This window comes from Paragemmobacter ruber (genome assembly GCF_009908315.1).
Lineage (GTDB): Bacteria > Pseudomonadota > Alphaproteobacteria > Rhodobacterales > Rhodobacteraceae > Paragemmobacter > Paragemmobacter ruber.
The window spans coordinates 23,267-38,964 of record NZ_JAAATW010000007.1 but is presented as its reverse complement, the minus strand read 5'-3'; the positions used below and the strand labels follow the sequence as shown (position 1 = coordinate 38,964).

The window sequence follows — 15,698 nt, the reverse complement described above, 5'->3', positions numbered from 1 at the left end:
GCCTCAGGCGGCCGGGCGCGGCCCGCCCCCCGCGCGGATCCAGCCAAAATAGTCCTCCGTCCCCATCTGCCCGCCCTTCAGCGCGATCTCCAACCCGTCATGCTGCACCGCGCCATGGGCGCGGCACAGCGCCGCCCCCGGCACGGTGGGCGCCAGCGCCACCAGCGCCTGCAAACCCAGCGCCTCCATCCCGTGGCCGGATGTATCGCCCCCCGATATCACCGCCCGCCGCAGCCCCGTCGCCGCCAGAACCCGGTCCAGCACCCGCCCCAGCGCCGCGCCGATCCGCCGGTTCGCCGCGCCCGCCTCCAGCCCGCAGCCCGACAGCGCCGCGCGAAACCGCGCCACGCCCGGATCATCCGGCCCCGCCGCCGAATGGACAAGCGGGCTCATCCCCGCTGACGCCGCCCGCAGGGCAAGGTCCACCACCCGCGCCTCCTCTGCCGCCAACCCATCCTCGGGCCCGCAGACCGCCGCCGCGTCAAAACCGATCCGCGCAAAGCCGTGCGCGCCCGCCCACCCCAACTGCCCCGCCGTCACGGGCGATACCGATCCCGACACAGCCGCGATCTGCGCCACCGCCCCGGCCGACCCCACCTCCGGCGCAGGCCCGATCAGGCCCGTCTCCCGCCAATGGCGCACCAGCGCATATTCCACACCCTGGCTGCCCAGAACGACCGGCATCTCCCCCCGGTTCTGCCAGATCAGCCGCCCCGCCGCCGCCTCGGTCACCGCATCCATGCTATCCACCGACAGCACCCGCGCGCCCCCCGCCACCAGCGCCGCCAGCCGCGCCTGCCCGTCCCCCGCCAGATGCTCCAGCGAGATCAACCCCCCAGGCAGATTCGTCTGCCCCGCCAGATGCCGCAGCAGATCGGCCTCCGCCATCGGCGTCACCGGGTGGCGCGCCATCACCGGATGCCGGTCCAGCCGGAACACGCCCTCCGCCATCCCCGCAAACAGATGCCCGAACACCTGATAGCGCCGCATCACCGGCGCCGCCGTCAGCATCAGCGCCGCCCGCGCCGCCCGCGCCTCCAACAGCACCTCCGCCGCACAGCCGATGCTGCCCATCTCCGGCGCGGAATCGAAGGTCGAGCAGATCTTGTAATGCAGCAAACCCGCCCCCAGCGCCTCCAGCCATGCCACCAAAGGCGGCAGCGCCGCGCGCATCTCTGCAGGTGCCTGACTGCGCAGCGTCGTGGCGATCCCCACCCCGCGCAGGCCAGCAAAGCGCTGCGCCAGCGCCGCATCCGGCAGGCCCGTGAACAGCACCGAGGGCAGGCCCGCGAAGGCCAGCACCTCCATCACCGCCGCCGACCCGGTGAAATCATCCCCGATCCACGTCAACCAAGGGCCGTCACCCGCCATCCCTGCCGCTCCCGTCACTGCTTGACGCCCATCTTATCAACATGTCATACCAGTTACCACCCACTTCCCAGGAAAGGACGGCCCCATGACCAAGATCGCCCTCTTCGGTGCTGGCGGAAAGATGGGCGTCCGCTGCGCCACCAATCTTCTGCGCACCGACTTCATCACCGCCCCGGTCGAGGTGAGCGAAGCCGGCCGCACCCGCCTGAAAGAGGCGACAGGTCTGGATTGCCTCCCCGCCGAACAGGCGCTGGACGGCGCCACCGCCGTCATCCTTGCCGTGCCCGATACCCATATCGGCCGCGTCGCCGCCGAGGTCGTCCCCAAGGTCGCCCCCGGCACCATCATCGTGATCCTCGACGCCGCCGCCCCCTATGCGGGCCACCTGCCCGAACGCGCCGACATCACCTATTTCATCACCCATCCCTGCCACCCGCCCATCTACAACGATGAGGTGACACCCGAGGCAAAGGCCGACCATTTCGGCGGCATCGCCGCCAAACAGGCCATCGTCTGCGCCCTGATGCAGGGGCCACGCGACCATTACGCCACGGGCGAACAGATCGCCCGCGCCATCTACGCCCCCGTCATGCGCAGCCACGAGGTGACGGTCGCCCAGATGGCCATGCTGGAACCGGGCCTGTCCGAAACCGTCGCCGCCTCGCTGATGACAGTGATGCGCGAGGCGATGGATGAATGTGTCCGCCGCTCGGGCGTCAGCCACGACTGCGCCCGCGACTTCCTTCTGGGCCATATGAACATCCTCGGCGCGGTCATCTTCGAGGAACGCGTCGGCGTCTTTTCGGATGCCTGCAACAAGGCCATCCAGTATGGCATCCCCGTGCTGATGAAGGATGACTGGAAGCGCGTCTTCGACTGGGACGAAATCACCGCCTCCATCAAGCGCATCACCTGATCCGGGGGCGGCAGGGGAAGGGGGACGACCGATGATCAACCACGGCTCTTTCCGCGCCGTCAGCCATCCCCACGCGTCCGGCAGGCCGACCGCGCCCCCGACTGCGCCCCCGACCGCGCCCCTTACCCGCGCCCATCCCCGCCCGGCCATCGCGGCCACACCCCCCGGCACCCGCCATGCCTGACGGTCACATCCTCACCCTCGGCCCCCTCACCGCTGCCCTGCGCGATGGCGGTCTCGGCGCCGTCACCTGTCAGGGGGTCGAGGTGCTGCGCGCCCTCACCTATCCCGTCCGCAACCGCGACTGGGGCACCTTCCTCACCCAAACGCTGGCCGAGGAAACCACCCCCACCACCTATCGCCGCCAGTTCCGCGATCCGGGCGACGCCTTCCACGGCACCTTCGAGGCCCGCCTCACCACCCCCGCAACGCTCGCGGCCGAGGTCACCTTCACCTTCCGCCGCGCTGCCCAGATCAATCGCGCGGGCTTCACCCTGCTCCACCCGATCCGGGGTGTGGCAGGCCAACCCCTCACCCTGCACCACCCCGATGGCAGCACGACCGCCACCACATTTCCCGCGCGCATCAGCCCCGCCCAGCCTGCCCGCACCCTTGCAGGCCTTGCCCACAGCATCGACGGCCTCGCCCTGCACATCACCCTCTCGGGCGACGTGTTCGAGATGGAGGATCAGCGCAACTGGTCCGACGCTTCGTTCAAGACCTACTGCCGCCCCCTTGCGCTGCCCTTCCCCTTCGCCGTGGCGGAAGGCGAGGTCATCCGCCAGCACGTCACCCTGAAGCTCACCCCCGGCACGGCCAGCGCCGCCGCCCCGTCCGCCGCCACAACCACACGCGCCCGCCTGCCGCAGGTCCTGCTGGCCCATGAACACGGGCCCTGCACCCCCGCCAGCCCCGCGCACCCCGCCGCCCTGCCGCTCCTTTTCCGCCTCACCCCGGAAACACCCGACGTCACCCTCACCGCCATGGCCCGGCACGCCCCCCCGGCGATCGAGATCGTCTGCGACGACCTGCCCGACCTTCACCGCCAGATCGCCCGCATCCAGCGCGCGGGCATCCAACCCGCCCGCGTCACCGCCCTGCCCCGCCCCTTCCTGAAAAGCCATCAGCCCGATGGTCCATGGCCGACCGGCCTGCAACCCGCCGACATTCCCCCCCATCTCCGCAGGGCCTTTCCCGCCGCCCTGATCGGCGGGGGCAGCCTGACCAACTTCACCGAATTGAACCGCCACCGCCCCGATCCCGCAGAGGTGGATTTCATCACCTTCGGCAACACGGCCATCGTCCATGCCGCCGATGATCTCTCTGTCCGCCAGACGATCGAGGCGCTGCCCGACATCTTCGCCACCGCCCGCACCATCGCGGCGGGCAGGCCCCTGCACCTGGGCCTCTTCTCCATAGGCATGCGCTCCAACCCCTATGGCGATGCCACGGCCCCCAACCCGGACGGCCTGCGCCTGCCCATGGCCATGGCCGATCCGCGCCAGCCCACCGCCTTTGCCGCCGCCTATGCCGTGGCCATCCTCGCCGAAGCGGCCTGCGCCGGTGTCGCCAGCCTTGCACTCGCCATGACCGACGGCCCCCTCGGCCCCACCGGGCCGCTGAGCGATGTCCTCCGCGTGGCCCATGCGCTGGCCGGGGCCGAGGCGACGATCACCGCGCAGGCCGGCCATATCCTGATCACCACCGATCACGGCGGTCTGGCCGCCAACCTCACGCCAGACCCAGCCCCGCCTCCAAAACGCGGCCAGCCCAGCCCCGCCCCAGACAGCGCCCTCGTCTGGCTGCGCTGACCGCCCCGCCCCCGGAAAGGAACCCCATGTCCCCGCGCCTTGAGGCCGACTACATCCTCGAAACCCCCGTCGCGCTGGAAAAGGCGGCAGCCACCATCGCGGGGGAACAGTCATCCGGCACCTTCCGCCCCGTCCCGGGCGAGACCGCGGAACTCAAGGCGCGCTCCGCCGCCCGCATCGAGGCGATCACCGATCTTGGCCCCATCCCCGGCCCCGCCCTGCCCGGCGCCGCCACGCCCCACGCCCCCCACCGCCGCGCCCGCCTCACCCTGTCCTGGCCGCTGGCCAATACCGGCCCCAGCCTGCCCAACATCCTCGCCACCGTCGCGGGCAACCTGTTCGAACTGAACTGCGTCGCCGCCCTCCGCCTCACCGCGCTGCGCTTTCCGCCCGAACTCGTCGCCGCCTGCCCCGGCCCCGCCTTCGGCACGACAGGCACCCGCACGCTGGCCGGCGTGCAGGGCCGCCCCCTGATCGGCACCATCATCAAACCCTCCATCGGCCTCTCACCCGATGAGACCGCCGCCATGGTGGCCACCCTCTGCCAAGCGGGCATCGACTTCATAAAGGATGATGAATTGCAGGCCGACGGCGCCGTCTGCCCCTTCGACGCCCGCGCCCGCGCCGTGATGGCCGTCATCAACGCCCATGCCGACCGCACCGGAAAAAAGGTGATGTATGCCTTCAACCTGACGGGCGAGGTCGATGAGATGCGCGCCCGCCACGATCTGATCCTGTCCCTGGGCGGGACCTGCATCATGGCCAGCGCCAATTCCATCGGCCTGACGGGCATGCTGGCCCTGCGCCGCCACGCCCAGCTTCCCATCCACACCCATCGCAATGGCTGGGGTTACCTGTCCCGCCATCCCGGTCTTGGCTTCGACTATGCCGCATGGTCGGCGCTCTGGCGGCTGGCGGGGGCCGATCATCTGCATGTCAACGGGCTCGCCAACAAGTTCTGCGAAGCCGACGGCAGCGTGATCGCCTCGGCCCGCGCGCTGGCCACACCGCTTTCGCCCGGCCGCCCCGCCACCGCGATGCCGGTCTTCTCGTCGGGCCAGACGGCGCTGCAGGTCCATGGCACATGGGCCGCGCTGCACACGCCCGACCTCATCTTCGCCGCAGGCGGCGGCATCATGGCCCATCCCGACGGCCCCGCCGCCGGGGTCCGCGCCCTGCAGGATGCGTGGGCCGCGGCCATGTCTGGCATCCCCCTCGACCTTGCCGCCAAAGACAGCCCCGCCCTTGCCGCGGCGGTGCGCGCCTACGGACCGGGCGGCGCCTGACGCGAAATGCCGGAGGGGGCGGTATGGCTCAGACCTTCGCCACCCCCTGCCATCCCTAAGGATGGATAAATCCATCCTCGCCCCCGTCGTTTTCTCCAGTACCCAGACAACAGGAGGATAGCGCGATGAACGATCAGAAATGTGATTGCGAAACCTTCGGCCGCCTGCTTGGCGTGGCCTTCCTCGGCCTCCACCTGCCGCTTCTCACGATCGGCCTTGCCCATTTCCTCGGCGGCGTCTCTGAAACCGGCGACCTCATCCTCGCCGCCCTGACCGGCACGCTCGGCGCGGCCGTGATCACCCTCGGGATGATGTGGCGCATCATCGGCCCCCGCGTGATCGCCCAGTTCGGCCAGAACGGCTACAAGCCCGGCCTGCTCTCCCCGAACTGAGCTTCGGCCAGCGCATCCTCCCGACGGCGGGCGATCTGCCCGGCCAGATGCTGCGCGTCCGTCCAAACCCCCCAGATGAAGGCTGACGCGCGGCGCGACAGCCACGGCAGGCCCAGGAAATACAGCCCCGGCACCGCCGACACCCCCCGCTGATGGCGCGGGCGCCCTTGCGCGTCGAAGACGTCGATCTTCATCCAGCCGTAATCCAGCACATAGCCCGTGGCCCAGATCACCGCCGCCACGCCCTCTGCCGCCAGATCCAGCGACAGGACAGGATCGGTCATGCAGGCGGGATCCGGCCCGATCACACGCGCCTCCGGCTCTTCGGGCAACGTCAGCCCTTCGCGCGCCACAAAGGCATCGGCCTCATCCAGCACAGAAAGGTAATTCGCATCCCCCCGCGCGATGTTCGCCGCCAGATCGGGGGCAAAGCGCAGACGCCCTGCCGCGAACCCCTCCGTCCGCCCCACCAGCACCATCCCCCGCGCCGCCATGCGCCGGAAATCCACCGTCTGCCCGCCCTCGGCCCCGCTAACGGCAATCGTCACATGCTCCATCCCCGGCGTGATGGCGCGGGCATCCCACTTGCCCAGGGCCCCCAGCCACCAGACGAAATCCCGCCCCCGATAGGCGCGCGGCGGCCGGTCATGCGGCCCGACGGACAAAAACACCTTCCGCCCCGCCCGCAGCAGCTCATCCGCGATCTGCGCGCCCGATGACCCCGCCCCCACCACCAGAACCGCCCCCTCGGGCAATTGGCCCGGGTTGCGATAGGCGCTGGAATGGATCTGCATCACCCCCGCATCCGCGGGGATCATCCAGGGGAATACCGGCTTCTGGAACGGCCCCGTGGCCGACACCACGTTGCGCGCCACGATCACCCCGCCCGCCGATGTTTCGGCCCGGAACTGCCCGTCCGGCATCCGCTCCAGCCGCCGCACGTCCACCCCGCAGCGGATGGGTGATCCGTTCTGCGCGGCATAGGTCTCGAAATACCGCACGATCCGATCCTTCGGCGCAAAGGCATCGCCGTCGATGTCATCAAAGGTCAGATCGGGGAAACGGTCATGCCAGGCCGGGCCATTGGCCACCAGCGAATCCCACCGCTCCGTGCGCCAGCGCTCGGCGATGCGGTGGCGTTCCAGCACCAGATGCGGCAGGCCCAGCCGCCCCAGATGCGCGCTCATGGCAAGCCCCGCCTGCCCGCCCCCGATCACCAGCGTCTCGACCGTCTCCACCGCCATCACCGCCCCCTGCCGCCTGCCGCCTGCGGGCCAGCCCCGCCCCCTTGGTCTAGGCGACAACACCCCCCGGCAGAAACACGCATTTCGCTCGGCCCTGATTAGGCATGGCCTAACCAACCGCGCATCAGACAGTCAGCCGCCCCTCGGGGCCAAAATGGCGCGGAAAGAACGCCGCCGCCACCGCCCAGACGGTGGCCAGCGCCTCGTCCCGGTCATAGGGCGCCTGCATCGTCATCAGATCGAGCCAAACACCCTCGGTCGTCACCCGCAGCACCCGCGCCATCCGCACCGCATCGCCGGGATACCCCCCAAGGGCCAGCAACTCCCGACACAGCCCATCCAGAAGCCGCTGATACTCCGCGTCATTCGATCCGCAATGCGCCTGATAAAGCGGACGGCTCTGCGCCTCGCCCCAAAACGCGCACCACGCCGCCAGCCGGTCCGGCGTGCAGATCACCGGGGCGAAATCCGCTGCAATCAGCGCGGCAATCCGGTCTGCCGGATGCGGCCCCGCCACGGCCAGCGCCGCCTGCCAATTGGCGCGGTACTCGTCCGACAGATGATCCAGTGTCGCCGCCAGCAGCTTTTCCTTCGACTCGAAATGGAAATTCGCCAACCCATGCGACAGCCCCGCCCGCCGCGCCACCTCGCCCAGCGTGGTGCGCGCAAACCCGTTCTCGGCAATCACCGAAATCGTCGCCTCGATCAGTTGCAAACGCCGCTCCTCGCGGCTCAGCTTGCGGCGCGGCAGGTTTGCCGGATCGGTGATATCGTCCATCGGAACTCCCTGCAGGGGGCGTCGTCGGCCCGGTCGATAGCCGATCCCATCTGGAAAACAAGGCCTTTCCCCCAGCTTCATCATTTTGATTGACAGTTCAATCAGAATCTTGCGACCATCCGCCCCACCGCCCCAGCACGAAGGCATGTCGCATGACCACCCATCCGCTGTCCTCACTCCCGATCCCGAACGACTGGGATCGCCGTGGCCTGCCGGGTTGGACGTACCACTCCCCCGCCCTGTTCGATCTGGAAAAGACCCATGTCTTCCTGACCCATTGGCAGGTCGCGGGGCATGAATGTGACCTGCCCGCCCCTGGCGACTGGATCACCTTCGACATGCTGGGCGAACGCGCCGTCCTCATGCGCGGCGCCGATGGCATCGTGCGCGCCTTCCACAACCTGTGCCGCCACCGGGGCGCGCGCGTCGTCGATGGCGCGCGCGGCCAATGCCGGGGCGCCATCATCTGCCCCTTCCATGGCTGGGTCTACAACCTCGACGGCACGCTGCGCGGGCCTGCCCAACCGGGCAGCTTCGGCGATATGGACCGCACGAAGTTCGGCCTGAAACCCATTGAACTGCAATCCTTCCACGGCTTTCTCTTCATCCGCTTCCAGCCCGGCCCGCAGCCCGATATCGCCGATCTTCTGGCCCCCTATGATGCCGACTTCGCCGCCTATCGCACGGCCGACATCCTGCCTGTCGCCACCCCCTACTGGTCCACTGACCTGCCGGTGAACTGGAAATCCGTCCGCGACGTTGACAACGAAGGCTATCACGTCCCCCTCGCCCATCCTGGCCTGCAGGATCTCTACGGCCGCGACTACCGCGACATCTTCCTTCCAAACGGCCTGAACATCTCGGTCGGCCGCTACGGGGACACCCCGGGTCGGCTCTGGTCGGTGCGCCAGTACAACCGCCTGTCACAGGCGCGCGACCACCTGCCACCGCACCTTGCCGGGGCATGGACGTACTACGGCGTCTTTCCCCAAATCGTCTTCTCCTTCACCCCGGAAAGCATTCAATTCTATCACGAAATCCCGCTCGCCCCCGGCCGCACGTGCCTCACCGGACGCCTCTACCGCAACCCGGAAGAGACGCGCCGCGAACGGCTCGCCCGCTACCTCGCCATGCGGATCGACCGCGACACCTCGGCCGAAGACCAGCAGCTTTCCATCTGGTCAAACGAATCCATGCGCTCCTCGGCCTTTGACGGCTTCCACCTGTCCGATCTCGAATGGGGCCTGCGCCGCCATCACGACGACCTGCGCGCCCTTCTGCCTGTCCTCACCCTCGATACAGCCCCGCCCGAAGACCGCATCGCCGCCCTCAATCAGGAAATGCTTGTCGCCCAAGGACAAGCAGGCATAGCCTGAATCCCACAGACCGGATCAACCGGCCAGACACCACAGGGAGACCGCCATGAAACTGACCCGCCGGAACGCCCTTCTCACCCTCGGCAGCACCTTGGCGATCCCCTATGTCCGCCCCTCCTGGGCGCAGGCCGGCACGGTGAATGTCTACAACTGGTCCGATTACATCGGCGAAACCACGCTCGCGGATTTCGAGGCCGAAACCGGCATCGGCGTGGTCTACGACCTCTACGCCAGCGCCGAGGAAATGCAGGCCAAGATGCTGACCGGCTCCACCGGCTATGACGTGGTGGTGATGGCAGGCCTCAGCCTGCCGCAATTCGTGGCCGCAGGCGTCTATCAGAAACTTGACCGCGCGCGCTTGTCGGGCTGGTCCAATCTCGATCCGCAAATACTGAAAATCGTTGAAGGTTTCGACCCCGGCAACGCCTACAGTGTGCCTTACATGTGGGGCTCTGTCGGCATCACCTACAATCTCGACATGGTGCGCGAACGCCTGCCCGATGCCGATCTCGACTCGCTCGACACGCTGTTCAAACCCGAAAACGCCGCCGCGCTCGCCGATTGCGGGATCTCCATCCTCGACAGCCCCACCGACATCGGCTTCATGGTCCTCAGCTATCTGGGAATAGACCCCAACACCGCAGGCCCCGCCGAATACGCCAAGATGGCCGAGGCCTTCGCCCCGATCCGCGACTACATCGCCACCTTCGACAATTCCAACTACCTCCCCGCCATCCCGAATGGCGAGCTTTGCGCCATAAACAACTGGTCGGGCGATTACGGCGTGGCCAAGGCCCGCGCCGCCGAGGCGGGGATCGAGATGAACCTCTCCTACCACGTCCCAAAGACCGGGGCGCCGGCCTGGTTCGATCTGCTGTGCCTGCCCTCCGACGCGCCGAACCTGGACAATGCCTATGCCTTCGTCGATTACCTCCTGCGCCCCGAGGTGATCGCCGCCTGCACCAACTTCACGGGCTATGCCAATGCCAACAAGGCGGCGACGCCCTTCGTCGATCCCGCCATCGCCGCCGATCCCGCCGTCTATCCCGATGCCGAAACGCTGGCGCGGATGTACACCCCCACCCCCCAGACCGAAGAACAGGACCGCGAGATCACGCGGATCTGGACCACCATCAAATCCGGCGGCTGATCATGCCCGCATCTCCGGCGCCGTTCCTGCGGATCGAAGGCGTTTCCAAGAATTTCGGCACCTTTCAGGCCGTGCGTGACGTCTCTCTCACCATCGACCGGGGCGAAATCTTCGCCCTGCTCGGCGGCTCCGGCTGCGGCAAGACCACGCTCCTGCGCATGCTGGCAGGGTTCGAAGACCCCTCCGCAGGCCGCATCTTCCTCGATGGGCAGGACATGACCGGCGTCCCGCCTTGGGAACGGCCCGTCCATATGATGTTCCAAAGCTATGCGCTCTTTCCCCATATGACGGTGGAAAAGAACGTGGGCTACGGCCTGAAACACGACGCCATGTCGGCGGCCGAACGGGCCGACCGCGTCCGCGCCATGCTCGATCTGGTCCAGCTTGCCCCCTTCGCCCAGCGCAAGCCGCATCAGATCTCGGGCGGCCAGCGCCAGCGCGTGGCGCTGGCCCGCGCCCTGGCCCGGCAGCCGAAACTCCTCCTGCTCGACGAACCGCTCGCCGCGCTGGACAAGAAGCTGCGCGAACAGACGCAGTTCGAACTGATGTCGATCCAGGAACGCACCGGCGTCACCTTCATCGTCGTCACCCATGATCAGGAAGAGGCGATGACACTGGCCGACCGCATCGCCGTGATGGATCGGGGCCAGGTGCAGCAGATCGGCCCCCCGGCCGAGGTCTACGAACACCCCGCCACCCGCTTCGTCGCCAATTTCCTGGGCTCCATCACCCAGTTTCCGGCCACCGTCACCGCCGTCTCCGGCCCCCGCGCGCGCCTCACCGTGCCCGCCTTCGGCACCGAGGTCGAGACCATCGCCCTGCCCGGCCTTGCCCCCGGCGAAAGCCTCACCCTCGGCCTGCGCCCCGAAAAGGTGGCACTCCACCGCGACCGCCCCGACGGCCCCAACGTGATCTCGGGCGAGGTGAAGGATCTGGCCTATTTCGGCAAGGACAGCCTCTATCGCATCACCCTGCCCGGCGGCAGCTTGATGGCCGTGCATGCCGTCAACGCCCGCCGCGATGGCGAGGCCCGCCCCGACTGGTATGATCGCGTCTGGCTCAGCTTCGAGCCGGCCTCCGCCATCCTCCTGCGGGATTGACCGGATGCGCGCCCGCCTGACGCACTGGCTGAACGGCAGGGGCTTTGCAGGCATCCTGATCGGGTTGCCCTATCTCTGGCTCCTGATCCTCTTCCTGCTGCCCTTCCTGATCGTCGTCGCCATGAGCGTGGCCACCCGCACCCCCACCGCCCCGCCCTTCGGCTTTGGCGGTGAAAATCCGCTCGTGAATCTCGATGGTTACGCGCGGCTCTTCACAGATGATCTCTACATCCGCGCCTTCACCACATCGCTTCTGAACGCCGGGGTCGCCACGCTTTTGTGCCTCCTGCTCGGCTATCCCATGGCGCTTGGGCTGACGCGGGTCTCCAAGGGGTGGCGCAACATCCTGCTGATGCTCGTCATCCTGCCGTTCTGGACGTCCTTCCTGCTGCGCGTCTACGCTTGGATGGGGATGATGGGCCGCAACAGCTGGTTCAACCAGATGCTCACCGATGCATGGAACTGGCTCACCCCGGAAGGCTGGGCCGTCACCTCGCTGCCGCTCATGCATTCGAACTTCGCGGTCGTGCTGGTGATGGTCTACACCTACCTCCCCTTCATGATCCTGCCGCTTTACGCCAGCCTCGAACGGCTCGACCCCGCGCTGGACGAGGCGGCGATGGATCTCGGCTCCCGCCCCTTCCGGGTGTTCCTCGATGTGACCCTGCCGCAATCCATCCCCGGCATCGTGGCGGGCGCGCTTCTGGTCTTCATCCCGGCGGCGGGCGAACTGGTCATCCCCACGCTGGTGGGCGATGCCGCCAGCCCGATGATCGGCCGCGTGATCTCGGACGAGTTCTTCTCCGCCCGCGATTGGCCCATGGCCTCTTCCGTCGCCGTGGCGCTCCTTCTGCTGATGGTGGTGCCCACCATGCTCTACAGCCGCGCTCAGGCCCGCGCCGACGGGGCCGAGGCGAAACCGGGGGGGCAGACACAGCCATGAAGCGCCGCCCTTGGTTCCTCTTCACCACCCTCGTCTTCGGCTTTGCCTTCTTCTACGTGCCGATCCTGTCGATGATCGTCTACTCCTTCAACGAAAGCCGCCTCGCCACGGTCTGGGGCGGGTTCTCGACGAAATGGTATGTCTCGCTCCTGTCCAACCGTCAGGTTGGCGCCGCGCTGATGCTGTCGCTGCAGATCGCCGTCATCTCGGCCAGCGTGGCCACCATCCTCGGCACCATGGCGGGCATCGCGCTCGCGCGCTACACCCGTTTCAAGGGGCGGCTCCTCTTCTCCGGCCTCGTCACCGCGCCCCTTGTGATGCCCGAGGTGATCACCGGCATCTCCGCGCTCATGCTCTTCATCCTGATGGCCGATTGGATCGGCTGGCCCGGCCAGCGCGGCTTCACCACCATTACGCTGGCGCATATCACCTTCTCCATGGTCTTTGTCACGACCATCGTGCAGGCCCGCATGATGCAGGCCGATCGCGCCATCGAAGAGGCGGCGATGGATCTCGGCTCGCGGCCGTGGCAGGTGCTCTGGGACATCACCCTTCCCACCATCTTCCCTGCCATCCTGTCGGGCTGGCTCTTGGCCTTCACCATCTCGCTCGACGATGTGGTGATCACCTCCTTCACCACCGGCCCCGGCAACACCACCTTGCCGTTGCTGATCTGGTCCAAGGTGAAACTCGGCGTCACCCCCGATATCAACGCGCTGGCCACCCTGACCGTGCTTGTCGTGGGCACCGGCGTGGTGATCGCGGGCATCCTCTTGAACCGGGCCGAGGCGCGGCGCATCCGCGATGAACGCATGGCCTACCGCTCCCATGACTGACACGCCCGACACCCTGCTTCACCTGCCCCCCGGCACCCCCGGCGCCGGGCGCATCCGCTATGGCGCGGCCATGGCGCTCTATCAGCAGGGCAAGCTGTCCGCCGCCACGCTCGAGGCCTTCCGCATCGCCTCCGCCTCCGACACCCGCCCGGTGGACGAGGTGCTGGCCGCCCACGGCCTGCCGCCCCACTCGCTGGCTCCAACCTCCGCCACCACCGCAGGGCAGCGCCTGATGGATGAGGTGCGGGCCTACCTCGCCCCCCTCACCTGCCCCGGCGCCGCCGAACTGCGCCGCCTCATCGCGCAATCCGATGCAACCGCCACCCCGCCCGCACCCCAGCCGCAGCCCGTGGTCGCCACCCACCTTCCCGCGGCCCTCGCCGCGCTCGCCCCCACGCATCCCGCCCTTGCCAAAGCCATCGGCGCGGCGGCCCCGCATCTGCCATGGGCCAGCCATGACCCCGCCCCGCCCGATCACACCGGCCCCGCCTGCGCCGGCGGCCACGCCTTCTGCCCCCTGATCACGCCCGACACGGGCCTTGGCCGCAGAGACGCCGAATTCGGCCTCGTCCTGATGGCGCCGCACATCCTCTGCCGCGACCACAGCCATCCCGCGCCCGAGCTTTACCTTCCCCTCACCGGCCCGCATGGCTGGCGCTTCGGCCCCGCGCGCCCGCTGATCACGAAACCCGCCCATCGCTCCGTCTGGCACGACGCGCACCGCCCCCATCTCATCAAGGTCGGCCCCACCCCCTTCCTCGCCTTCGTCTTCCGGACGCGCGACAGCGCCGCCCCCGCCCGCATCCTGCCCGCGCCCGATTGGCCCGCGCTCGAGTCCCTGCGCCTGACGGCCACGCCATGACCCGCACCCTGCTCACCCATGCCCGCATCCAGACGATGAACCCCGCCCAGCCCGTGGCGCAGGCGCTGGTGATCGAAGACGCGCGCATCCTCGCGCTGGGGGACCACCCCGCCATGGCCGCCCTTGCCGGATCCGGCGCCAAGGTGATCGACGCCCAAGGCCACCTCGTCCTGCCGGGCTTTCAGGATGCCCATATCCACCTCTTGAACGGCGGCACGGATCTGGTGGAAACCGCGCCCCTCTACGACTGCACCACCACGGCCGAGATTTCCGCCGCCATGGCCGCCCATGCCGCCCGCCATGATGGCCCCATGCTCTGGGGTGCGGGCTGGCAATGCGGCTTTTTCGGCGATGAGAACCTCACCCATGCGGTGCTTGATCCGGTCACCCCGGATCGCCCCTGCCTGATCTATGACGGCAACTTCCACAATGCCTGCCTCAACGCCCGCGCGATCCGCATGATCGGGCTGACCGACGACACCCCCGATCCGCCCAATGGCCATTTCGTCCGCGATGCCGCAGGCCGCGCCACCGGGATGCTGCACGAAGACGCGATCTACTGGGCGCTCGACCGCCTGCCAAAGACGACCGAGGCCACCTTCCGCGCGGGCCTGCGCGCCGGTCAGGCCCATGCCAACCGCCACGGCATCACCGGCGTGCTGGACCCCTTCATCCAGTCCCACCATGTGGGCATCTACGCCCATGCCGCCGCCACCGATGCCCTGACCCTGCGCGTGGCGGGCGCCATGTCGGTCACCGCCGCCGACACGGTGGACAGCGCGCTGTCCCGCCTAACCGCGCTGCGCGATGCCCATCGCGGCGACGGCTTCCACCTCCACTCCGCCAAGTTCTTCCTCGACGGCGGGCTGGAGAACCGCACCGCCGCCCTTATCGACGATTACGCCGATGCCCCCGGGGGCAATGCCCCCCTGATGTTCGCGCCCGACCAGATCGCCGCGCTCTTCACCGCGCTCGATGCCGCGCGCTTCCAGATCCATGTCCATTGCATCGGCGACCGCGCCACCCGCGCCGCGCTCGACGGTTTCGCCGCCGCCCGCGCCGCCAACGGCCCATGGCCCGCCCTGCACCAGATCGCCCATTGCCAGCTGGTCCACCCCGATGACCGCCCCCGCTTTGCCGCCCTGGGCGTGATGGCGAACCTTCAGCCGCTCTGGGCCTGCCACGATCCCGTCATTCCCGATGACACCATGGCCATGATCGGCCCCGCCCGCGCGGCCTGGACCTACCCCTTCCGCAGCCTGATCGACGCGGGCGCCCCGTGGTGCATCAATTCCGACTGGGCGGTGACCACGCTCAACCCGTTCGAAATCATCGGCACCGCCATCACCCGCGAACCGCCCCGCCACCGGGGCCGCGCAGCGCCCTTCTTTCCGGCCGAACGCATCACAAGGGCCGAGGCGATCCAGGGCTACACCACCCAGGCCGCCGCCGCCTGCTGGCGCAGCCACCACACCGGCACCCTGCGCCCCGGCTTTTCCGCCGATCTGATCGTGCTCGACCGCGACATCCTCACCTGCGACCCCTATGCCATCGCTGAAACGCAGGTCCTGCTCACCCTCTTCCAAGGCCGCGCCGTCCACCGCGCCGCCCCCTTCACCTGACAGAAAGGCCA

Annotated in this window: 14 protein-coding genes; 11 read left to right on the top strand and 3 right to left on the bottom strand. The window is 68.5% G+C overall.

The window, feature by feature from the left end; genetic code table 11:
• Positions 1–3 precede the first annotated feature (3 nt).
• The gene (locus tag GU920_RS18630; RefSeq protein ID WP_161768618.1) at positions 4–1,371 is read right to left on the bottom strand and encodes a four-carbon acid sugar kinase family protein; all 1,368 of its coding nucleotides are present in this window, start codon (positions 1,369–1,371) and stop codon (positions 4–6) included.
• An 85-nt stretch (positions 1,372–1,456) separates the two neighbouring features.
• Here GU920_RS18630 and GU920_RS18625 point away from each other — a divergent pair, with 85 nt between their 5' ends.
• The 4 genes from GU920_RS18625 to GU920_RS18610 all read left to right on the top strand — a co-directional run bounded on the left by GU920_RS18625 (position 1,457) and on the right by GU920_RS18610 (position 5,776).
• Entirely contained in the window at positions 1,457–2,287 is an 831-nt protein-coding gene (locus GU920_RS18625; protein WP_161768617.1) for a phosphogluconate dehydrogenase C-terminal domain-containing protein, read from the top strand.
• Positions 2,288–2,463: 176 nt separating this feature from the next.
• Positions 2,464–4,098, top strand: a complete 1,635-nt coding sequence (locus tag GU920_RS18620) for a hypothetical protein (RefSeq protein ID WP_161768616.1) — start codon at positions 2,464–2,466, stop codon at positions 4,096–4,098.
• Positions 4,099–4,124: 26 nt separating this feature from the next.
• The gene (locus tag GU920_RS18615; protein ID WP_161768615.1) at positions 4,125–5,384 is read left to right on the top strand and encodes a ribulose-bisphosphate carboxylase large subunit family protein; all 1,260 of its coding nucleotides are present in this window, start codon (positions 4,125–4,127) and stop codon (positions 5,382–5,384) included.
• Positions 5,385–5,509: 125 nt separating this feature from the next.
• Positions 5,510–5,776, top strand: a complete 267-nt coding sequence (locus tag GU920_RS18610) for a hypothetical protein (protein WP_161768614.1) — start codon at positions 5,510–5,512, stop codon at positions 5,774–5,776.
• On the opposite strand, the gene GU920_RS18605 is transcribed toward GU920_RS18610, so the two are convergent.
• Positions 5,746–7,020, bottom strand: coding sequence for a flavin-containing monooxygenase (locus tag GU920_RS18605; RefSeq protein ID WP_161768613.1), 1,275 nt, complete (start codon positions 7,018–7,020; stop codon positions 5,746–5,748). The genes GU920_RS18610 and GU920_RS18605 overlap by 31 nt on opposite strands.
• A gap of 124 nt (positions 7,021–7,144) precedes the next feature.
• Entirely contained in the window at positions 7,145–7,798 is a 654-nt protein-coding gene (locus GU920_RS18600) for a TetR family transcriptional regulator C-terminal domain-containing protein (protein ID WP_161768612.1), read from the bottom strand.
• A 152-nt stretch (positions 7,799–7,950) separates the two neighbouring features.
• Between GU920_RS18600 and GU920_RS18595 the strand changes: the two genes are divergently transcribed.
• From GU920_RS18595 to GU920_RS18565, 7 genes are read left to right on the top strand one after another with little or no spacing between them, the layout of a single operon-like run.
• Positions 7,951–9,174, top strand: a complete 1,224-nt coding sequence (locus GU920_RS18595; RefSeq protein WP_161768611.1) for an aromatic ring-hydroxylating oxygenase subunit alpha — start codon at positions 7,951–7,953, stop codon at positions 9,172–9,174.
• A 46-nt stretch (positions 9,175–9,220) separates the two neighbouring features.
• Positions 9,221–10,324, top strand: a complete 1,104-nt coding sequence (locus GU920_RS18590; RefSeq protein ID WP_161768610.1) for a polyamine ABC transporter substrate-binding protein — start codon at positions 9,221–9,223, stop codon at positions 10,322–10,324.
• A gap of 2 nt (positions 10,325–10,326) precedes the next feature.
• Positions 10,327–11,424 (top strand): ABC transporter ATP-binding protein, encoded by a 1,098-nt coding sequence (locus GU920_RS18585; RefSeq protein ID WP_161768609.1) that lies wholly within the window; start codon positions 10,327–10,329, stop codon positions 11,422–11,424.
• Between the two features lie 4 nt (positions 11,425–11,428).
• Positions 11,429–12,367 (top strand): ABC transporter permease, encoded by a 939-nt coding sequence (locus GU920_RS18580; RefSeq protein WP_201744251.1) that lies wholly within the window; start codon positions 11,429–11,431, stop codon positions 12,365–12,367.
• On the top strand, positions 12,364–13,203 hold the full coding sequence (locus tag GU920_RS18575; RefSeq protein WP_161768607.1) for an ABC transporter permease subunit: 840 nt from the start codon (positions 12,364–12,366) through the stop codon (positions 13,201–13,203). Before GU920_RS18580 ends, GU920_RS18575 begins: the two co-directional genes overlap by 4 nt.
• On the top strand, positions 13,196–14,065 hold the full coding sequence (locus tag GU920_RS18570) for a dimethylsulfonioproprionate lyase family protein (RefSeq protein WP_161768606.1): 870 nt from the start codon (positions 13,196–13,198) through the stop codon (positions 14,063–14,065). Before GU920_RS18575 ends, GU920_RS18570 begins: the two co-directional genes overlap by 8 nt.
• Complete coding sequence (locus GU920_RS18565) at positions 14,062–15,687, top strand: amidohydrolase (protein WP_161768605.1); 1,626 nt, start codon at positions 14,062–14,064, stop codon at positions 15,685–15,687. Before GU920_RS18570 ends, GU920_RS18565 begins: the two co-directional genes overlap by 4 nt.
• The last annotated feature ends 11 nt before the right edge of the window (positions 15,688–15,698 follow it).